The following is a 20,652-nucleotide window of genomic DNA, read 5'->3' as shown; positions in this document are numbered from 1 at the left end:
GGCTCGTGCCGGCCGCTGAGAAGGCATTCGTGTTCGCGCGGTATACCTGAGAGTCATAAGTATGACTCTCAGGTATACCGCCTTCCGTGCATCTGTTCGCCGCTGAGGGTGACGGAGAGTGTTGGCAGCTTTCGTACCGGATGATCGTCATCGGCGCCCCGCTCCCCGGCGAGCGGGGCGCCGGGGTTGTCACGGCAGGACGCACGGCTCCCGCCAGGCGTCCAGCTGGCGGTCCTTGCGGATCGAGGCGAAGCCGTAGCCGACCGAGGTGACGCAGAAGTCCGCCGGCTCGCCGGTGTACTCGACGTGGAAGACCGGCTTGCCGGCGTCGACGAACGGCAGCAGCTTCGCGCACTCGCGGCGGCGTACGCACTCCTGGTTGACCGCGAAGTCGAAGTCGGGGGCCAGCGCGGCCACCTGCGGCACGTCGTCGACCAGGCCGGGGGAGAGGTCCAGCTTGCGGGCCAACCCGGCCAGCCGGCGGTTGAACAGCAGCTGGTCGTCGAAGTCCAGCGGGAAGCCGGAGCGGTGCCGGTAGCCGTCCGTGTCGGCGAGCGCCACCGCGCCGAAGCCCTTGCCCCGGCACAGCCGGAACCGGTCGGCCAGCACCGGAGCGAGCGCGTCCCAGCCCCGTACGTCCAGGAAACGGCTCCCCGGCCGCCCCGGCACCGCCGCGCCGCGTACGGCGGCGGGGAAGCGGGTGGCGTCCGGGTCGTCGGCGGCGTACGTGCCGACCCGGACGTGGCAGACCAGCCGGCGGCTCTGCTCGCGCAGCTCGGCGGTCTCGGCCGAGGTGGTCGCCACCGGATCGAGGAGGAAGACGTCGGCGTCGGCTGTGACGTCCACCGGGGTGGTGAGCTGCCACTGCCACCGCCAGCGGTCGGCCTGCGCGGCCGGCCAGGGCGTGGGCGCGCCGGGCGGCGTGATCGGCCGGCGGCAGGCCGGCACCGGGGCGAGCAGCAGCGCGGTCAGCGCGAGCGCCACGCCCCGGCGCGGGCCACGTCGGCGGACGTGGGCCGGCCGGGAGCGCGGCACGGCCCACACCGGCCGGATCCGCATCGACAGCTCCCCGGACGCGGGCGGTCCGACGCCGCCCCCGACCGGTCAACGAGCGCCGGGCCGGTCACGACGCGCGGTCAGCTCGGGGTGGCGAAGACCTGCGTCCAGTACGGCCCGTTGCTGCGCGCCACGCCCACCCCGATCTGGGTGTACGAGCAGTTGAGGATGTTCTTCCGGTGGCCTTCGGAGTTCATCCAGCCCTCCATGACCGCCGCCGGGGTCTGGTAGTTCCAGGCCACGTTCTCGCCCACCATGCGGTACGCGTAGCCGGCGGCCTTGACCCGGTCCCAGGGCTGGCTGCCGTCGCTGCCCGTGTGGTCCATCTTCTTGTGGTCGGCCTGGTCCTGGCTGTGCCGCTGGGCGGCCAGGTTCAGCTTGGCGTTGACCGTGAGCGCCTTGCAGCCGGCCTTCGCCCGCTCCTGGTTCACGATCGTGACGACCTTCTGGAGTTCGGCGCTCAGCCCGGTCGTGGCGGTGGCCTTGGTGCTCGTGGAGCCGCCGCCCGACGTGCCGCTGCTCGGGGCGCTGCTGCGCTCCTGCTGCCGCGACGGGGCGGTGCTGCGGCTCGGCTTCGGGGTGGCCTTCTTCGTCGGGCTCGGCGCGACGGTGGTCGGTACGGCGGACGGGCTCGCCGACTCGGGCGCGAGCGCGTCGGCGGGCGCCTCATCGGTGCCGTCGGGTGCCTGCGGCGCGGCGGCCACCGGCGCGTCTGCGGAGGTGCGCTTCGTGCCCTGGTCGTCGCCGGGCAGCAGGACGGCGCCCACGCCGAGGCTCACCACGAGCGTCGCCGCGGCGGCGGCCCCGCCGATCACGAGTGGCCGGGACAGGCGCCGCTTCGGGCGCTGCCGGTCGTCGGCCGGGGTGTCGGTCGCCGGCTGCCAGGTCGCGGTGGGCTGTTCCCAGCCAGCGGCCGGCTGCTCGTGCCCCGGCCAGGCGGTGGGCTGGTCCTGGCCCTGCCACGCCGCGGGCTGCTCGTGGCCCCGCCACGCGGGCTCCTGGCCGTGCCACGCGTCGGTCGGCTGCTCCTCGCCGTTCCACCTGTCCCGGGCCGGCGGGTACGAGCCGGCGGGTCCGTAGGCCGGGGGTGCGCTCTCGGGGCGGAAGCCCCCGGCGGCCGGCTCGACGCCGTGACCGGCGGGCCGCTGCTGCGCTTCGTCCCCGAACAGGTACGACGACCGCGGCTCGGGCCGGTCGCTGAGCCACGCCGGACCCTCGTCGGTCGGCGGCTCGGGACGCCGGCGGGCGCCCTCCGGTTCGATCGGGTCGTTCCAGCGGTACACGCCTGTCCCCTCCACGGGTCGGTTGCGGGCCGGGGTGACGCTACGGGCGCACTCCGAGCTGCGGCAACGTGGCTAAGAAAGAGTTAAGGCGAAGCCGGCGGCAAGGATGAGTCGTTCACACATTTCCGGCGTACAGTAAAGGCGTCCGGACAGAGCGTGTCCGCGCCTTGTGGCAGCCCCCCGGCGAGTGGACCGGCCGACGTGGAGATGATCTACGGCCTTGGTCAACTTGACGAAGGAGGGGGTTTCGGCTCAATATGTAGGTGTCGCCAGTCGCGCCCAGCCATGCCCCGATGCAGTGGGAATGGCAGCCGCGAACATCATGGGCGCGCGTTGGCCGGCCTTTCCGGCAGCGCACATCAAGGAGTCAGCATGGCGAAGGCCCTCTACGGCCACGTAAGTGCAGCGCCCGACCGGCGTCTGCTCGACGAGGTCACCCGACTGCGTGCCAGGGTTCAGGCACTGGAGTTCGAGATCACGCGTCTGCGCGCCGACAACGATCGGCTTGCGGCGGCAGCGGCGGAGGCCGATGACCTCCTCCGTCTGGCCGAGCCCGCACTGACCTGATCTCCAGTTGTCGGAAAACTGAATCGCACCACACCGAAAAGCGCGCCGACACTCAAGTGCCGGCGCGCAGCCATGTGCGGACCCCTTATCGTCGCCGGCGTCGCAATTCTCGATCTTGCGGAACCGCCCGGAATTGCGCCCGGTAATTGTGATCATGCATTTCCGTTCCGCCCGCGACCGCCGGGCGGAAAGCGGACAGCCGGTCCGGCGGGTGGGTCGCGTGGCGGCGGCGCCCCGGTCCCGGGTTAGTCTGCGGGTTCACCAGGTCCGCGCAGCCGGCGACGGTACGGCGGCCACCGGACGAGGATCGAGAAGGTGCATCTCAAGAGCCTGACGGTGAAGGGCTTCAAATCCTTCGCCTCCGCCACGACGTTGAAGCTGGAGCCCGGGATCACCTGCGTGGTGGGCCCGAACGGCTCCGGCAAGTCCAACGTCGTCGACGCCATCGCCTGGGTGCTCGGCGAGCAGGGCGCCAAGGCGCTGCGCGGCGGCAAGATGGAGGACGTCATCTTCGCCGGCACCGCCGGACGGGCGCCGCTGGGCAGGGCCGAGGTCACCCTCACCATCGACAACACCGACGGCGCGCTGCCGATCGAGTACACCGAGGTCTCCATCACCCGCCGGATGTTCCGCTCCGGCGAGAGCGAGTACGAGATCAACGGCGACTCCTGCCGCCTGCTCGACATCCAGGAGCTGCTGTCCGACTCGGGCATCGGCCGCGAGATGCACATCATCGTCGGGCAGGGCCGGCTCGACGGCATGCTGCACGCCAAGCCGGAGGACCGGCGGGCGTTCATCGAGGAGGCGGCGGGCGTCCTCAAGCACCGCAAGCGCAAGGAGAAGGCGCTGCGGAAGCTCGACGCGATGCAGACCAACCTCAACCGCCTGACCGACCTCACCGCCGAGCTGCGCCGCCAGCTCAAGCCGCTGGGCCGGCAGGCCGAGGTGGCCCGCCGCGCCGCCGGCATCCAGGCCAACCTGCGCGACGCCCGGCTGCGGCTGCTCGCCGACGACCTGCACACGCTGCGGACCACACTGGACAAGGAGATCGCCGACGAGACCGCGCTGCGCGAACGGCGCGAGCTGATCGAGGCCGAGCACGGCGAGGTGCAGGGCCGCCTCGGCGAGCTGGAGGCGGCGCTGGCCGAGGACGCGCCGCTGCTCGCCGCGGCGCAGGACACCTGGTACCGCCTCTCCGCGCTCCAGGAGCGGTTCCGCTCGATCGAGCAACTGGCCCGGGAGCGGCTGCGTCACCTCAGCGCCGCCGGCGACGACGAGCGCCCCGGGCGCGACCCCGAGCAGCTGGAGGCGGAGTCGCGGCGGGTCCGCGAGCAGGAGGAGGAACTGCGCGCGGCGCTCACCGAGGACCAGATCCGGCTGGCCGAGGCGGTCGAGCACCGCCAGGAGCTGGAACGGCAGCTCGCCGCCGCCGAACGGGAACTGGTCGCCGCGGCCAAGGCGATCGCCGACCGGCGGGAGGGGCTGGCCCGCCTGACCGGCCAGGTCAACTCCGCCCGGGCGCGGACCACGAGCGCCGGCGAGGAGATCGAACGGCTCGCCGCCGCGCACACCGACGCGATGGGCCGCGCCGAGAAGGCGCAGGCCGACCTGGACGCGGTCGCCGAGCAGTCGACCGAGGCGGACCGGGACAACGCCGACCTGGACGCCCGGCACGACGAGGCGGTGGCCGTCCACGAGCGTGCCCAGGCGGCGGTGCGCAGCCTGGCCGACGGTGAGCGCGCCGCCGAGAAGGACGCCGCCACCTGGAAGGCCCGCGAGGAGGCGCTCGCCATGGGGCTGCGCCGCAAGGACGGCGCCGGGGAACTGCTGGCCCGCGCCGACCAGGTGCCGGGGCTGCTCGGCAGCCTCGCCGGGCTGCTCACCGTCGCCCCCGGTGACGAGGCAGCGCTCGCCGCCGCGCTGGGCGGCCTGGCCGACGCGGTGGCGGTCAGCGGTGTGGACGAAGCGGTCGAGGCGATGCGGCTGCTCAAGATCTCCGACGCCGGCCGGGCCGGGCTGCTGGTCGGCAGCCCCGCCGGGCCGGGCATGGACGGGCCCGCCGACGCGTTGCGCCCGAAGCTGCCCGAGGGCGCCCGCTGGGCCCCCGACCTGGTGGAGTGCTCGCCCGCGATCCGCCCGGCCGTGCACCGGGCGTTGCGCGACGTGGCGCTCGTCGACGACCTGGCCGCCGCGTCCGCGCTCGTCGCCGCGAATCCGGAGCTGCGCGCTGTCACGCCCGACGGCGACGTGGTCGGGGCGTACGCGGCGGCGGGCGGGTCGGCCAAGGCGCCCAGCTTCATCGAGGTGCAGGCCGCCGTCGAGGAGGCGCGAGCCAACCGGGCCACCGCCGAACGCACCGCCGCCGAGCTGCGCGAACAGCTCGCCGAGGCGCGCGCCGAGGTGGCCGCCGCCAAGGAGGCGGTGCAGCACGCCGCCGCCGCCAAGCGGGAGGCGGAGAGCCACCGCAACGCCGCCGCGCGCCGCCTCGCCGAACTGGGCGCCGCAGCCCGCTCGGCCAAGGCGGAGACCGACCGGCTCGGCGAGTCCCGGGCACGCGCCGAGGCGGCCCGGGAGCGGGACCTCGCGGCGCTCGCCGAGCTGGAGGAACGACTGCGGCTGGCCGAGGCCACCCCGCTCGACGCCGAACCCTCCACCGAGGAGCGCGACCAGCTCGCCGCCATGGTGCCGCAGGCACGGCAGAACGAGATGGAGGTCCGGCTCGCGGTGCGTACCGCCGAGGAGCGGGTGGCCTCGATCGCCGGGCGGGCCGACTCGCTGGCCCGGCAGGCCACCGCCGAACGGGCGGCGCGGGAGCGCGCCGCGGCCCGGCGCGCGGCCCGCACCCGCGGCGCCCAGATCGCCCGGGCCGTGGTCGGCGGCGCCCGGGAGGCGCTCACCCGGCTCACCGTCTCCATCGCCCGGGCCGAGGAGCACCGCGACGCCGTCGCCCGCGAGCGCGCCGCCCGCGAGGCCGAGCTGTCCGAGGTACGCGGCGCCGCCAAGCGCCTCGCCGCCGAGCTGGAACGGCTCACCAGCCAGGTGCACCGCGACGAGGTGGCCCGCGCCGAGCAGCGGATGCGCATCGAGCAGCTGGAGGCCAAGGCCGCCGAGGACTTCGGGCTGGACGTGCCCACGCTCGTCGCCGAGTACGGCCCGGACCGGCTGGTCCCGCCCACCGACGCGGACGTGGCGCTCGCCGAGAAGGAGGGCCGGCCGGTGCCCGAGCCGGTCCGCTACGAGCGGCCGGTGCAGGAGAAGCGGGCCGCCAAGGCGGAGCGGGAGCTGGCCCTGCTGGGCAAGGTGAACCCGCTCGCGCTGGAGGAGTTCGCGGCGCTGGAGGAGCGCTTCAAGTTCCTCTCCGAGCAGCTGGAGGACCTCAAGGCGACCCGGCGTGACCTGCTCACCGTGGTCAAGGACGTGGACGACCGGATCCTGGAGGTCTTCGCCAGCGCGTTCGAAGACACCGCACGGGAGTTCGAGCAGGTCTTCACCGTGCTGTTCCCCGGCGGCGAGGGCCGCCTCGTGCTCACCGACCCGGAGGACCTGCTCACCACCGGTGTCGAGGTCGAGGCCCGCCCGCCGGGCAAGAAGATCAAGCGGCTCTCGCTGCTCTCGGGCGGGGAGCGGTCGCTGACCGCGGTGGCGATGCTCGTGGCGATCTTCCGCGCCCGGCCCAGCCCGTTCTACATCATGGACGAGGTGGAGGCGGCGCTCGACGACGTGAACCTGGGCCGCCTGATCACACTGCTGGCGCAGTTGCGGGAGAAGAGCCAGCTCATCGTGATCACGCACCAGAAGCGGACCATGGAGATCGCCGATGCGCTCTACGGAGTGACAATGCGCGCCGGTGTGACCCAGGTGATCAGCCAGCGGCTCAACCGGGCCGACGACGAGGAACAGGTGACAGACGAGTGAGTCGGGAACGCGCCACGGCGCTCCTGGTGGACTTCGACGGCGTGCTGCGCCGCTGGGATCCGGCGGTGGCCGCCGGTGTCGAGCGGGAGTACGGGCTGCCCGAGGGCGTCCTCGGTGAGATCGCGATGTCCTGGGGGCTGCTCCAGCCGGTGCTCACCGGCCAGGTCAGCCACGCGAAGTGGATGGCGAGCGTGGCCGACGCGCTGACCCCGACGATCGGCGACCCGGAGCGGGCCCGGGCGGCGGTGGACCAGTGGCAGAGCTACCGCGGCGAGGTCGACCCGGACGTGCTGGCGTTCGTCCGCGAGGTGCGGGCCGCGGGCGTACGGGTGGGGCTGGGCACCAACGCGACCGACCTGCTCGACGCCGACCTGGCCGCGCTGGGCCTGACCGGGGAGCTGGACGTGATCGTCAACTCCTCGGTCGTCGGGGTGCACAAGCCGGCGAAGGAGTACTTCCAGGCCGCCTGCGAGGCGCTGGAGACGCCGCCGGGGCGGGTGCTGTTCGTCGACGACGAGGACCGCGCGGTGGCCGGCGCCCGGGTGGCTGGTCTGTCCGCGCACCGCTGGAGCGGCCCGGCCGACCTGCGGTACCTGCGGGCGGCGCTGGCGTACTGAGCCGGACGGGCCCCGTGTCCCGCCCGGCTCGTGCGCCGCTCACCGCAGGCCCGGCACCTCGGTGACAGTGAACGGCGGGGCGGGCGTGGTCGCGAAGAGCTGACTGTCCACCCAGAGCAGTCGGCTGGCGTCGCGCGCCACCGAGGTGGGCGACCGCTGGATGCCGACCGGGCGGGACCGGTCGACCACCTGGGCGGTACGTAGTTCCTGGTCGAGCCGGGCCAGGTTCACCAGGAACCGGGTGCCGCCGGCGCCGTCCGGTTCGTTGACCACGCCGTAGAGCCGGTCCCCCTCCAGCAGCAGGCCGTCCGCGCCCATCCGGCCACCGCTCACCTCGACCTCGGTCACGGACCGGTCGGCGAGGTCGACCCGGAACAGGCGCTCGCCGCCCTGCTCCGCGACGAGGGCGACCCGGCCTGACGGGTCGACCACGATGCCGTTGAGGAAGACCGGGACGGCCGGGAAGTCGTCCGGACCCACCCAGGGGACCAGGGCGCCGACGCGCCCGCCGGTGAGCCCGGCCCGCCACACGGTGCCGGTGGCGGAGTCCGTGACGTAGACGGCGTCTTCGGTGACCGCCAGGTCGTTGAGGGCCGCGCCGGGTGCGGCGGCGCGGCGGGCCAGCAGGGTGCCGTCCGGCGCGTACACGAAGAGCGTGCCGGTGGTCCAGCCGGCGACGAGGACGCGGCCCCGGCGGTCCACCCGGACCCCGGCGGCGCTGGTCCGGCCGTCGGCGCCGGGGGCGAGGAACGGACGCAGCCCGGCCCGGCGGGTGTCGCCCCGGTAGACCGCGCCGGTGGCCGAACTCGTGACGTACATCGTGCCGCTGGCGGTTACCGCGAGCCCTTCGGGCAGCACGCCGGGCGCGCGGGAGACGACGTAGGTGTCGGGATGGACGTCGGTGGGGGCGGGCCGGGGTACGCCGACGGTCACCGCCGTCAGGACCGCGGCGGCCGCCGCAGGGAGTGTCTTCACGCCACGCAGCGTCCGGCGGCACCGGCCCGCCCGGAAGCCCCTTTCGGCACGGGCCGAAAGGTGGCTACCGTTCGCCGGTGACCACCCTGCGACTCAACGCCGCCGACCTGAGCCGCACCGTCCTGCGGTCCGAACCGGCGGTGCTGGTCGAGCTGGCGATGGCCGCCCAGCGGCTGGTCCTGGCCGACGTGCCGGAGCACCTCGCCGGGTGGCGGACCCGGACCCGGGCGGCGTTGCGCCCCGAGATGCGTTCCTACCTGGACCTGTGCCGGACGCCGTACCTGGTGCCGGACCTGGTGACCCCGCCGGTGTTCGACGGCGGCCTCGACGCCCTGCTGGACCGGGTCGCCGGCACCCCGGACGAGGTGCTCGCCGCCGAGCTGGGCCCGCTGGTGGCATCCGGCGCGCTGCCCGCCCGGGTGGCGCCGCTGGCAGCCGGGGAGCCCGCCGCCCGGGCCCGGCTGCGGGCCGCGATGCGCGCCTTCCACGGCGTGGCGCTCGCGCCCTACTGGTCGGAGATCGAGGGCGCGGTACGGGCCGACCGGGCGGTACGCGGCCACACGCTGGCGGCCGGCGGCCTCGACCGGGTGTTGCGCGATCTCAGCCCGTACCTGGCCTGGGCCGAGACGGGGGAGCACTACGCGCTGTCCTACCGGTGCGCGGTCGCCGACGACGTCGAGGTGGCCGCGGGCGGCCGGGGCCTGACCCTGCTGCCCTGTCATCTCGCCCCGCAGCCCTACCTGCTGGCGGACCCGGGCGGCCCGCTGGTGCTGGTCTACCCGATCCGGCCGGGGCGGCGTGAGCTGGGGGCCGGGGCGCCACTGGCCGACCTGCTCGGGCGGACCCGGGCGGCCGTGCTGGCGGCGACCGCCGACGCTCCCGGCACCTCCCAGCTGGCCCGCCGGGTCGGCGTCTCCGCGGCCACCGCCAGCGAGCACGCGGCGACCCTGCGGGCCGCCGGGTTGATCACCACGCGGCGGGACGGCGCGGGGGTGCGGCACTGCCTCACCCCGCTGGGCGAGCAGGTGCTGCGGGCGGGCGGCCCGGCAGGGGTCAGGCCCCGGTGACGCCGTCGATACGCTCGCGGATCAGGTCGGCGTGGCCGTTGTGCCGGGCGTACTCCTCGATCATGTGCATGTAGACCCAGCGGACGCTCATCGTCCGAGTCTCGGCGGTGCCGTCCCGGCGGGGGCGCCGGAAGGTCTGATCCAGGGAGAGGGCGGCGGCGGCCTGCCGGGCGGCGGCGACCTCGGCGAGGTAGGTGGCGAAGGTCTGCTCCGGGTCGGCGTCGGCGACCGCGTTCAGGTCGGCGTCCGGGTCTTCCTGGTCGTCGTAGAGGCCGGGTGCACCAGGGTGTCGCGGTGGTGGTCGAGCCAGCCTTCGAGCATGGTGCGCTCGTCGGCGACGTAGGGCTCGTGGCGGCGGTCGATCCCGGGTGCGGTCCAGGTCATGGGCGCCGATGTTAAGAGGGGCCCCCTGTACAACGCGAGGCGTTAACAGGGGGCCCTTCCTTACACCCTCAGGGGACTACGACGACCGGCCAGCGGCCGGTGCGCACGAGCCGGGTGGCGACCGAGCCGACCAGCTTGTGCCCGGCCTGCTCCGAGGAGCCGACCACCACCATGTCGGCCCGGTGCTCGTCGGCGGCCCGGCACAGCTCGGTGTAGGCGTCGCCGCGCCGGCACAGGAACGTCACCGGCAGGTCCAGTTCCTCGGCCCCGCGCCGGCACTCGGCACGCAGCTCGTCGGCCAGCTCGTCGTGGGTCTGCTGGACCGCCCCGGCCACCACGCCGGAGAGCATCGCGCTGTACGAGGCCGGCGAGCTGACGAACACCGCCACCAGCGTGGCGCCCCGCCGCCGGGCCAGGCCGGCGGCGTACGCGGCGGCGCGCATCGAGGTGCGGCTGCCGTCCACGCCGACGAGCACGACCCGTGGCCCGTCTGTACCCCGTTCGTAGGGCAGCGGACGGGTCTGCGGGCCGTACCGCTCGCGCTCCGCGGCGTCCATCGTCAGTCCTTCGTTCCGGCCGGGACCGCCTCGGCCGTCTCCCGCCCGGCGGGGACCGGCTCGGCGTTGGAGCGGCGCAGCGGCACCTCCCGGATGAGGACCACCGCGACGAGGGCGAGCAGCCCGAACGGGGCGGCGGCCAGGAAGATGTCACCCGCGGCGTGCCCGTACGCGGCCTCGACCACTGTGCGGATCGGGCCGGGGAGCGTGTGCACGTCCGGCAGACCGCCGCCCGACCCGGAGGCCGGGATGCCGAGGCGGCTCAGGCCGTCGGCCATGTAGCCGGTGACCCGGTGGCCGAGCACCGCGCCGAGCGCGCTCACGCCGATCGCGCCGCCGAGGCTGCGGAAGAACGCCACCACCGAGCTGGCCGCGCCGAGCTCGTCCGGGCGGACCGTGTTCTGCACGGCGAGGACCAGGTTCTGCATGGACATGCCGACGCCGAGGCCGATCAGCGCCATGAAGACGGCAAGGTGCCAGTACGGGGTGTCGGCGCGCATGGTGCCCATCAGCGCGAAGCCGGCGGTGAGCAGCACCGAGCCGATGACCAGCCAGCTCTTCCAGCGGCCGGTGCTGGTGATGATCCGGCCGACCACTGTCGAGGAGACCAGCAGGCCGCCGATCATGGGCAGCGTCATCAGGCCGGACATGGTCGGGCTGGCGCCGCGGCTGATCTGGAAGTACTGCCCGAGGAACACCGAGGCGCCGAACATGCCGACGCCGACCGCGATGCTGGCGATCACGGCGAGCGTGATGGTGCGGTTGCGGAACAGGTGCGGCGGGATCATCGGGTCGGCGGCACGCTTCTCGACCCGGGCCGCGAGCGCGCCGAGCAGCGCCGCGCCGGCCACCATCACACCGCTCTGCCAGGAGATCCAGTCGTACCGGTCACCGGCCAGGGTGATCCAGACCAGCAGCAGCGAGACGGCGGCGGTGATGAGCGTGGCGCCCCACCAGTCGATCTTCACCTCGCGCTTGACCACTGGTAGCCGCAGCGTCCGCTGGAGCACGATCAGGGCGAGCACGGCGAACGGCACGCCGACGTAGAAGCACCAGCGCCAGCCGAGCCAGGAGGTGTCCACGATGACGCCGCCGATGAGCGGGCCGCCGATGGTGCCGACGGCCATGACCGCGCCGAGGTAGCCGCTGTACCGGCCGCGCTCGCGCGGCGCGATCATCGTCGCCATGATCACCTGGGCGAGGGCGGTGAGGCCGCCCGCGCCGACGCCCTGCACCACCCGGCAGGCGATCAGCTCGCCGGTGGTCTGGGCCTGCCCGGCGAGCACCGAGCCCAGCACGAAGACCACCAGGGAGAGCTGGACCAGCAGCTTCTTGCTGAACAGGTCGGAGAGCTTGCCCCAGATGGGCGTGGTCGCGGTGGTCGCCAGCAGCGTCGAGGTGACCACCCAGGTGTACGCGGACTGACCGCCGCGCAGGTCGGTGATGATCCGCGGCAGCGCGTTGGAGACGACCGTGGAGGAGAGGATCGCGACGAACATGCCCAGCAGCAGGCCGGAGAGCGCCTCCAGGATCTGCCGGTGGGACATGTCGACGGCGGTCGCCCGTGCGGGCGCAGTCGCCTGAGTCATCGTGGAGTGCCTCCGGAGCGGGGGAGAAAGGTTGCCTCGGGCAACCGTAGAAGCCGTTGCCCTGAGCAACAACTCGGGCCGGGCGCTGATTGTTCCCCTGCCGGACGGGCTCAGAACGACTCGTTGAAGCGGTGCATCAGCCGGGCGAGGTCCGCCACGTCCTCTTTCGGCCAGCTTTCGAGCGAACGCCTTATCTGTCCGAGTCGGGCCGCCCGGGCCGCGTCGAACCGCCGGGTGCCCTCCTCGGTGAGGCTGAGCTGGGCCGCCCGCCGATCGGTCGGGTCCGGGTCGCGGCGGACCAGACCCAGCGCCTCCAGCCCGCCGATCTGGCGGCTCAGCGTGCCCTTGCCGATCCCCAGCTTCGCGGCCAGGTCGGTGAGCCGGATCGACCCGGAGCGGCGCAGCCAGAGGAGCAGGCCGTACGCGTTGGGCTCCAGGTTCGGGTGGACCTCGCGGGCGATCTCCCAGGACAGCGCCCGGCCGCGGCGCAGCAACGCGGTCAACTCGTGCTCCACGGCGCGCAGCGTCTCGTCCACGCTCAGAGGGTACTCAGTCCTCGTCGCTGAGTTGCTGTCGCGCCACCGGCCGCAGCTCGCCCTCGCTCGTCGTCCCCTCGATCACCACGGCGGCCCTGCGGCCCTGGTGCGTGAGCGTGGCCACCGCGTTCCCGAAGTAGGGCCCGGCCAGCTTCCGCCAGCGCACCGGCGGGCGGCGTACGCCGGCCGAGCGCGCCAGCGCCCGGGTCGCCCCGGCAGGGCCGGGATTCCAGCCCAGCGTCATCAGCGGGCGCATCGCGGCCGGCACCTGGTTGTGGATCGGCGAACAGGTGAGCTGGTGCACGGGCGTACGGACGTTACGGTCGGCGAACCGGGCCCGGGCCACGTACGAGTGGTGCACGTCACCGGAGAGCACGCTGATCGACGCCGGTCGCGCGTACGCCGGCCCGGCGCCCACCCGTGCCCCGGTGCGCGGCGCGGTGCCGCTGCCCAGCCGCGCGAACAGCTCGCCCAGCGCCTCGAACGAGCGCCGGAACGCCCCCCAGTGCTCCAGGTCCAGCGCCCGGCGGATCTGCTCGGAGAGCCGGGCCACCCAGGGGCGGCCGGAGTCGGCCAGGCGCTCGTTCCACGCCTCGACGTGGTGGATGCCCGGCGGCAGCAGCCACGGCAGCGAGCTGCCCACCACCAGATGGTCGTAGGTGCCGTGCGCCTGATCGAGGAACCACGACCACTCGCCCGGCGGCAGCATCGCCCGGTTGCCCGGCAGGAGCACCCGGCTGGACCGGTTGTCCAGCATGACCAGGCGGGTGCGGCCCAGGTCCAGCGCGTAGCTCCACTGGTACTGCACGGCCCGCCAGCGCTCGGTGTCGTGCGCCAGGTCGGCCTCCTTGTCGACCCGCTCGCCGAACTCGTGCAGCACGCCGGTGGCGTCCTCGGCGGCGACCACCTTCGCGTACACCGGGTCGGCGACGATCTCGTCCGGGCTGAGGTTGCCCAGGTGCTGGTAGACCCAGTAGGAGGCAAGGCCGCTGCGGATCCGCTCGGCCCACCACGGCTGCTCGCGCATGTCCGCGCGCCACGACTGCGAGGTGTTCCAGTCGTCGATCACCTCGTGGTCGTCGAAGATCATCACGCTCGGCACGGTGGAGAACAGCCAGCGGATCTCCGGGTCGCGCCACGACTCCAGGTAGAGCTTGGTGTACTCGTCGAAGCTCACCACCTGCGTCGCCGGGGCGTCCTTCGGCCGCCGCCGGCGCCGCTTGAGCAGCCGCCGCACGGTCGGCGAGGTCTCGTCCGCGTACACCTGGTCGCCGAGCAGCACCAGCAGGTCGGGCAGCACGGCCTCGTCGGGCGCGGCCATCACCCGCCGGGCGTACGCGTCCAGCGCATCAGGCGGCAGCTTCCGCGCGGTGGAGTGCTGGGTGGTCTCCCGGCAGGAGCCGAACAGCAGCCGCACCGGCTGGTCGGCGTCGTCGAGCGCGCGGGTGCGGATCACGCTGGGCGGGAACGACGAGTCGGGCAGCGGCCACGCCACCTCGTCGTCGATCAGCACCTCGTACGTCGTGGCGCTGTCCGGGGTGAGCCCGCTCACCACGACGATCGCGTAGTGGTGGTCGTACGCGGAGAAGGTGGGTGCACTGCCGGTGGCGCCGTCCGCGGTGCGGACGGTGACCACGGCGGGCGAACTGGTCTCCACCCAGACGGTCGCCCGCGTGTCGACGACCCGGCGCAGCAACGGGCCGATGAGCAGGCGGGAACCGGGCACGACACACCTCCGACAAGATCGTTTCGGCTGTTCCCTACCCGGCCGGCGGTTGCGGTACGCCTTCCGGTGCGAGCGTACCCGCAGGTTGTTCGCGTGCCGAGGCGGTGAGTGGGACGCGGTCGTCGGCATCTGACAGGATTTCGGGCATGACGGAATACCTCCTCGTCGCTCTCGCCCTGCTCGGCGTGCTGATCATCGGCGGCCTGAGCCTCGTGGTGCCCCGGCTGCGCCGGCGCCCGCAGCCGCCGCTGCCGCGCACGGAGGTCGACACCCGGACGGAGGAGGACCTGGCCGGCCCGCCGGTCGAGGCCCCCGAGGCGGAACTCACCACCGGTGTGGTGGTGGAGGCGCCGCCGGCCCCTCCGGTCGAGGTGCCGCAGGTCGAGGTGCCGGAGCCCACCGCCGGCCGGCTGGTCCGGCTGCGCTCCCGGCTGTCCCGATCGCAGAACGTCTTCGGCAAGGGCCTGCTCGGCCTGCTCAGCCGCGACCGGCTGGACGAGGACACCTGGGAGGAGATCGAGGACAGCCTGATCACCGCCGACGTCGGCATCGACGCCACCCGGGAGATCGTCGACCGGCTGCGCGAGCGGACCCGGGTGCTCGGCACCCGGACCGGGGAGGAGCTGCGGGCGCTGCTCGCCGCCGAGCTGGTGAACGCGCTCGACCCGGGCCTGGACCGCTCGCTGCGCACCGCGCCGAAGGAGGGCGTCCCGGCGGTGGTGCTCGTGGTCGGCGTCAACGGCGCCGGCAAGACCACCACCTGCGGCAAGATCGCCCGGGTGCTCGTCGCGGACGGCCGCAGCGTGCTGCTCGGCGCGGCCGACACGTTCCGGGCCGCCGCCGCCGACCAGCTGGAGACCTGGGGCGGCCGGGTGGGCGCCGAAACGGTCCGCGGGCCCGAGGCCGCCGACCCGGCCAGCGTCGCGTTCGACGCGGTCAAGCGCGGCATCGACACCGGCGTCGACACCGTGCTCATCGACACCGCCGGCCGGCTTCAGAACAAGATCGGCCTGATGGACGAGCTGGGCAAGGTCAAGCGGGTCGTGGAGAAGCACGGCCCGATCGACGAGACGCTGCTGATCCTCGACGCCACCACCGGCCAGAACGGGCTGGAGCAGGCACGGGTCTTCACCGAGGCGGTCAACGTCACCGGCGTGGTGCTGACCAAGCTCGACGGCACCGCCAAGGGCGGCATCGTGATCGCCGTGCAGCGCAAGCTCGGCATCCCGGTCAAGCTCGTCGGCCTCGGCGAGGGCAAGGACGACCTGGCCCCGTTCGACCCGGCACAGTTCGTCGACGCGTTGCTCGGCACCGAGCCGCTCGCCCGGGACGCGTAGCCTCTCCCGTGACGACTGACGATCGCGCCTACGCGGGGTGGCGCGACCCCAGCCACCCGTCGCCACGCCTCGGGAGACCGTACGTGACTTCGCAGGAGATCCCGCTGCACGGCGGGAACGTGAGCACCGTGGTCCGTGTGGGAGACACGGTCCGGCGCAACGCCGGCCCGTGGACGCCCTCCGTGCACGCGCTGCTGCGCCACCTGGAGTACGTCGGATTCACCGGCGCGCCCCGGGCGCTCGGCATGGACGAGCGCAACCGGGAGGTCCTGTCGTACCTGGAGGGGGAGTGCGGGGAGTACCCGCTGGCCCCGCACTGGGTCACCGACGAGGCCCTGGTCACGGTGGCCACCATGCTGCGGATGTTCCACGACGCGCAGTACGGCTTCACCCCGCCGCCCGGCGCGGTCTGGCGCTCGTTCGGGCCGCCCCCGCCGGACACCGAGGTCATCTGCCACCACGACGCCGCGCCGCACAACGTGATCTGGCGGCCGGACGGCACGCTCGGGCTGATCGACTTCGACCTCGCCTCGCCCGGCGCCCGCATCTACGACGTGGCGTATGCCGCCTGGACCTGGGTGCCGATCTTCTCCGACCGGGACTCGATCACGCTCGGCTGGAAGCACCCGGACCGGCCGCGCCGGCTGCGGCTGTTCGCCGACGCGTACGGGCTGATCCCGCGCGACCGGCACCGGCTCATCCGGACCATCCGCAAGCGCATCGTCGACCACGTCGAGGGCATCCGGCGGATGGCCGCCGCCGGTGAGCCGGCGTTCGTCCGGATCGTCCACAAGGGCCACCTGCGTCGGCCTATGCGTGACCTGCGGCTGCTCGACTACGAGCGGCACCAGCTGGAGTACGCGCTGCGCTGAGCAAGATCGGCGTTCTTCACACGCCGGAAACAACCCGTCACGCGTCGGAAATCGCGCGGTGTCGCTGAAGGAAACAGCCGGCGACAAAGCTTCCGCGCAACCGGCTGACGGGCGATGCTGCCAGGTCTCAGTCGGAGGGAGGAATACGACAACGAGAGGAGGCAGCGTGGAGATCGACACCGGGAACACTGCCTGGTTGCTTGTCTCGACTGCCCTCGTGCTGCTCATGACCCCCGGTCTCGCGCTGTTCTACGGCGGCCTGAACCGGTCCAAGGGCGTTCTGAACATGATGATGATGAGCTTCTCGTCCATCGGGCTCGTCAGCATCCTGTGGCTTTTCTACGGCTTCACCGTCGCCTTCGGCGAGGGCGGCAGGTTCTGGGGTGACCTGGGCCAGTACCTGGGCACCAAGACCTTCGTCGGCGAGAACGACCTGTGGGGCGAGACCGGCATCCCGATCTACGTCTTCATCGCCTTCCAGATGATGTTCGCGATCATCACCGTGGCGCTGATCAGCGGCGCGCTGTCCGACCGGGTGAAGTTCGCCGGCTGGCTGCTGTTCGCGTTCGGCTGGGCGACCCTGGTCTACTTCCCGGTCGCCCACATGGTCTGGGGCGGCGGGTTGATCGGCGGCGACATCGGCGCGCTGGACTTCGCCGGTGGTACCGCTGTGCACATCAACGCCGGTGCGGCGGCGCTCGCGCTGGTGCTCGTGCTCGGCAAGCGGGTCGGCTGGCCGCGCGAGAGCATGAAGCCGCACAACGTCCCGATGGTCGCCCTCGGCGCCGCGCTGCTGTGGTTCGGCTGGTTCGGCTTCAACGCCGGTTCCGAGCTGACCGCCGACGGGGTCACCGCGCTGGCGTTCATCAACACCCAGGTCGCCACCGCCGCCGCGCTGCTCGGCTGGATCGTGGTGGAGTGGCTGCGCGACGGCAAGCCGACCCTGGTCGGCGCCTCGTCCGGCGCCATCGCCGGCCTGGTCGCGATCACCCCGGCCTGTGCGTTCATCACCCCGGCCGCAGCGGTGCTGCTGGGCGTGGTGGCCGGTGCGGTCTGCGCCCTCGCGGTCGGCCTGAAGTACCGGCTCGGCTACGACGACTCGCTCGACGTGGTGGGCGTGCACTTCGTCGGCGGCTGGATCGGCTGCCTCTGGATCGGCCTGTTCGGCACCGCCTCGGTCAGCTCGCTGGTGGAGACCGACGGCCTGTTCGTCGGCGGCGACGCGTCGCTGCTCGGCAAGCAGGCGATCAGCGCGCTGATCGTCAGCGTCTACTCCTTCGTGGTCGCCTTCGCTCTGGGCTTCGTGATCGACAAGACGATCGGCCTGCGGGTCTCCGCCGAGGCCGAGGTCGACGGCATCGACATCGCTGAGCACGCGGAGAGCGGCTACGACCTGTCGCCCACCACGGGCAGCAGCGGTGGCGCGTTCGCGATGGCCGGGATCGGCGCCGGCAAGCCGGCCGCGGAACCCGCTGTCGAGACCGACGAGTCCGCGCCGGTCAGCGAGAAGGTCGCCGGTTAACGTTCCTGGGATGGAGGGGTTGGACATGAAGCTGGTGACCGCGGTCATCAAGCCGTACCAGCTGGACGCGGTGAAGGAGGCTCTGCACGCGCTCGGCGTGGCCGGGCTGACCGTCAGCGAGGTCCAGGGCTACGGCCGGCAGAAGGGGCACACCGAGGTCTACCGGGGTGCCGAGTACACGGTCGAGTTCCTGCCCAAGATCCGGGTCGAGGTGCTCACCGACGAGATGGACGTCGACAAGATCGTGGACGCGATCGTCGGCGCCGCCCGGACCGGCAAGATCGGCGACGGCAAGGTCTGGGTGACCGGCGTCGAGGAGGTCGTCCGGGTGCGTACCGGCGAGCGCGGGCTCGACGCCCTCTGATCGCCGGACCCGCCGACGTGACCTCGTTGACCACGGCCGCCGCCCCCACCGGGGACGGCGCGCCCGTGGTCAACGAGGTCGCCGGCGTACCCGCAGGGATCGGCGCGGCGGCCCGGTCCGCGCGGGCCGACGCGCTCGACGCCTGGCTGTGCCGGGCCTTCCCGGACCGGGACGGCGTGGCGCTCGTTGCTGTGGGCGGGCTGGGCCGCCGCCAGTGCGCCCCCTACGGCGACCTCGACCTGGTGCTGCTGCACGCCGGGGTGCCCGGCATCGACGAGCTGGCCGCCTCGCTCTGGTATCCGATCTGGGACGCCGGACTGCGGCTGGACCACTCGGTGCGCACCGTCGCCGAGGCGCTGTCGGTGGCCCAGGACGACGTCAAGGTCGCCCTCGGCCTGCTCGACGCCCGGCACGTGGCGGGCGACCCGGCGCTCACCGACCAGCTCTCCCGTACCGCCACCGACCACTGGCGGCGGACCGCGATCCGCCAGCTCCCCGGCCTGCGCGAGATCACCTCCGCCCGCTGGGAGGCGCACGGCGAACTGGCGTTCCTGCTCGAAGGCGACCTCAAGGAGGCGTCCGGCGGGCTGCGCGACGTGGGCATCCTGCGCGCCATCGCCACCGCCGGGGTCACCGACGCGCTCCGCCCCGCCGTGCACGCGGCACACCGGCGGCTGCTGGACACCCGCGACGCGCTGCACCAGCAGGTGGGCCGCCGGGTCGACCGCCTGGTCGCCCAGGAACGCGACGGTGTGGCGCGCCTGCTCGGCGCCGAGGACGGCGACGCGCTGCTGCGGCTGGTGGCCGGCGACGCCCGCACGGTGAGCCACGCCCTCGACGACGCCTGGCGGGCCGCCGACCGGCTCCGCTCCGGCCGGCACCGCGCCGCGCCCGGCCGGCCGCTGCGCCGCCCGGTCGCCCGGGACGTGGTGGAGCAGGACGGCGAACTGGTGCTCGCCCGTACCGCCATCGGGGCCCGCCCCGACCCGAGCCTGTCGCTGCGCGTGGCCGCCGCTGCCGCCACCACCCGGCTGCCGATCGCGCGGGCCACCTGCGAGTGGCTGGCCGCGTACTGTCCGCCGCTGCCGGCGCCCTGGCCACCGGCGGCCCGCGCCGCGCTGATCACCCTGCTCGGCGCCGGTCCCGGCCTGGTGCCCGCCTGGGAGACCTGCGACAGGTACGGGCTGATCGACCGCTGGCTGCCCGAGTGGACCCGGATGCGCAGCCTGCCCCAGCACAACCCGGTGCACCGGTTCACGCTCGACCGGCACCTGGTGCAGACCGCGTACGAGGCGAGCCGGCACACCCGCGACGTGGAACGACCTGACCTGCTGCTGCTCGGCGCGTTTCTGCACGACATCGGCAAAGGGCTGGACGGTGATCACTCGGTGGTCGGCGCGCCGCCGGCCGAGGCGGTCGCCACCCGGATCGGGCTGCCGCCGGCCGAGGCGGCGCTGATCGGCACGCTGGTCCGGCTGCACCTGCTGCTGCCCGACGTGGCCACCCGGCGCGACCTGTCCGATCCGAAGACCGTCGCCGGCGTTGCCGAGCGCGTCGGCGACACCGGCACGCTGGAACTGCTGCACGCCCTGGTCCGCGCCGACGCCGCCGCCACCGGCCCGGCCGCCTGGTCCGGCTGGAAGGGCCGGCTGATCGCCGAGCTGGTGAGCCGGGTGCGCACCACGCTGGACACCGGCGTGGTGCCCGCCCCGCCGGCCCCGGACCCGGCGCTCGTGGCCGGGCCGCTGCCTGTCGTACACCTGGGGGAGGACCGGGTGTCGGTGGCCGCCGCCGACCGGCGCGGTCTGCTCGCGACTGTCGCCGGGTGCCTTGCGCTGCACCGCCTGGAGGTGATCTCCGCGGACGCCGCCACCGTCGACGGCCGCGCCCTGGTCGAGTGCCGGGTGCAGCCGCGTTACGGGCTGGCCCCGGACCCGATCGCGCTCAGCGCCGACCTGCGCCGCGCGGTCGGCGGCGACGTCTCGGTCATCCAGCGGCTGCGCGGCCGGGCCCTGGCCGCGCGCAGCCAGGGCGCTGCCCCACGGGTGGTCTGGCACCGGGAGGCGGCCACCGACGCGGTCCTGCTGGAGCTGCGGGCCGCCGACGCCGCCGGACTGCTGTACCGGGTCACCTGCGCGCTGGACGACGCGGGCGCCCAGGTGCGGGCGGCCCGGATCTCGACGCTGGGCGGCGACGTGGTGGACGCGTTCTACCTGGTCGGCGGCTGGCCGTCGGACGAGGAACGGGCCCGGATCGAGGCCGCCGTGCTGGCCGCCGTGTAGTGG

At 73.7% G+C, this 20,652-nt stretch carries 16 protein-coding genes and 1 pseudogene; 9 read left to right on the top strand and 8 right to left on the bottom strand.

The window, feature by feature from the left end; all coding sequences use genetic code 11:
• Positions 1-189 precede the first annotated feature (189 nt).
• The gene (locus FHX31_RS23265) at positions 190-1,059 is read right to left on the bottom strand and encodes an endo alpha-1,4 polygalactosaminidase (protein WP_091329695.1); all 870 of its coding nucleotides are present in this window, start codon (positions 1,057-1,059) and stop codon (positions 190-192) included.
• 77 nt (positions 1,060-1,136) lie between these two features.
• Positions 1,137-2,339 (bottom strand): CAP domain-containing protein, encoded by a 1,203-nt coding sequence (locus FHX31_RS23260; protein ID WP_091329693.1) that lies wholly within the window; start codon positions 2,337-2,339, stop codon positions 1,137-1,139.
• A gap of 372 nt (positions 2,340-2,711) precedes the next feature.
• Here FHX31_RS23260 and FHX31_RS23255 point away from each other — a divergent pair, with 372 nt between their 5' ends.
• From FHX31_RS23255 to FHX31_RS23245, 3 genes are all read left to right on the top strand, one after another.
• Positions 2,712-2,906 carry a hypothetical protein gene (locus FHX31_RS23255; protein ID WP_013284566.1) on the top strand — a complete coding sequence of 65 codons (195 nt, stop codon included), beginning with the start codon at positions 2,712-2,714 and terminating at the stop codon, positions 2,904-2,906.
• A 315-nt stretch (positions 2,907-3,221) separates the two neighbouring features.
• On the top strand, positions 3,222-6,821 hold the full coding sequence (gene smc / locus FHX31_RS23250) for a chromosome segregation protein SMC (protein WP_013284567.1): 3,600 nt from the start codon (positions 3,222-3,224) through the stop codon (positions 6,819-6,821).
• Complete coding sequence (locus FHX31_RS23245) at positions 6,818-7,438, top strand: HAD-IA family hydrolase (protein WP_013284568.1); 621 nt, start codon at positions 6,818-6,820, stop codon at positions 7,436-7,438. The genes smc and FHX31_RS23245 overlap by 4 nt, the downstream gene beginning before the upstream one ends.
• A gap of 39 nt (positions 7,439-7,477) precedes the next feature.
• Here FHX31_RS23245 and FHX31_RS23240 read toward each other — a convergent pair whose 3' ends face one another.
• Positions 7,478-8,413, bottom strand: coding sequence for an SMP-30/gluconolactonase/LRE family protein (locus FHX31_RS23240; RefSeq protein WP_030269985.1), 936 nt, complete (start codon positions 8,411-8,413; stop codon positions 7,478-7,480).
• A gap of 77 nt (positions 8,414-8,490) precedes the next feature.
• Here FHX31_RS23240 and FHX31_RS23235 point away from each other — a divergent pair, with 77 nt between their 5' ends.
• Positions 8,491-9,480: a helix-turn-helix domain-containing protein gene (locus FHX31_RS23235; RefSeq protein WP_013474359.1), complete on the top strand. Its 990-nt coding sequence runs from the start codon at positions 8,491-8,493 to the stop codon at positions 9,478-9,480.
• On the opposite strand, the pseudogene FHX31_RS23230 reads toward FHX31_RS23235, so the two are convergent.
• The 5 genes and pseudogenes from FHX31_RS23230 to FHX31_RS23210 form a co-directional block, all read right to left on the bottom strand.
• Positions 9,467-9,864 (bottom strand): annotated as a pseudogene (locus FHX31_RS23230) (mycothiol transferase). The gene FHX31_RS23235 and the pseudogene FHX31_RS23230 sit on opposite strands and share 14 nt — an antisense overlap.
• A 68-nt stretch (positions 9,865-9,932) precedes the next feature.
• On the bottom strand, positions 9,933-10,421 hold the full coding sequence (locus FHX31_RS23225) for a universal stress protein (protein ID WP_184977184.1): 489 nt from the start codon (positions 10,419-10,421) through the stop codon (positions 9,933-9,935).
• Between the two features lie 2 nt (positions 10,422-10,423).
• Positions 10,424-12,010: an MDR family MFS transporter gene (locus FHX31_RS23220; protein ID WP_184977183.1), complete on the bottom strand. Its 1,587-nt coding sequence runs from the start codon at positions 12,008-12,010 to the stop codon at positions 10,424-10,426.
• Between the two features lie 110 nt (positions 12,011-12,120).
• Positions 12,121-12,546, bottom strand: coding sequence for a MarR family winged helix-turn-helix transcriptional regulator (locus FHX31_RS23215; RefSeq protein WP_013284573.1), 426 nt, complete (start codon positions 12,544-12,546; stop codon positions 12,121-12,123).
• Between the two features lie 13 nt (positions 12,547-12,559).
• Positions 12,560-14,272 carry an alkaline phosphatase D family protein gene (locus FHX31_RS23210; RefSeq protein WP_091329689.1) on the bottom strand — a complete coding sequence of 571 codons (1,713 nt, stop codon included), beginning with the start codon at positions 14,270-14,272 and terminating at the stop codon, positions 12,560-12,562.
• Positions 14,273-14,418: 146 nt separating this feature from the next.
• Here FHX31_RS23210 and ftsY point away from each other — a divergent pair, with 146 nt between their 5' ends.
• The 5 genes from ftsY (at position 14,419) to FHX31_RS23185 (ending at position 20,649) form a co-directional block, all read left to right on the top strand.
• Positions 14,419-15,609 (top strand): signal recognition particle-docking protein FtsY, encoded by a 1,191-nt coding sequence (gene ftsY / locus FHX31_RS23205; RefSeq protein WP_013284575.1) that lies wholly within the window; start codon positions 14,419-14,421, stop codon positions 15,607-15,609.
• A gap of 8 nt (positions 15,610-15,617) precedes the next feature.
• Positions 15,618-16,481: a phosphotransferase gene (locus tag FHX31_RS23200; RefSeq protein ID WP_174361701.1), complete on the top strand. Its 864-nt coding sequence runs from the start codon at positions 15,618-15,620 to the stop codon at positions 16,479-16,481.
• Between the two features lie 166 nt (positions 16,482-16,647).
• Positions 16,648-18,003: an ammonium transporter gene (locus FHX31_RS23195; RefSeq protein ID WP_013284577.1), complete on the top strand. Its 1,356-nt coding sequence runs from the start codon at positions 16,648-16,650 to the stop codon at positions 18,001-18,003.
• Between the two features lie 25 nt (positions 18,004-18,028).
• Positions 18,029-18,367, top strand: a complete 339-nt coding sequence (locus FHX31_RS23190; protein WP_013284578.1) for a P-II family nitrogen regulator — start codon at positions 18,029-18,031, stop codon at positions 18,365-18,367.
• Positions 18,368-18,384: 17 nt separating this feature from the next.
• Positions 18,385-20,649 (top strand): [protein-PII] uridylyltransferase, encoded by a 2,265-nt coding sequence (locus FHX31_RS23185; RefSeq protein WP_013284579.1) that lies wholly within the window; start codon positions 18,385-18,387, stop codon positions 20,647-20,649.
• Positions 20,650-20,652: the final 3 nt, after the last annotated feature.

Source organism: Micromonospora sp. CNZ286 (genome assembly GCF_014207755.1).
This window is presented reverse-complemented; position numbering and strand designations above follow the sequence as displayed.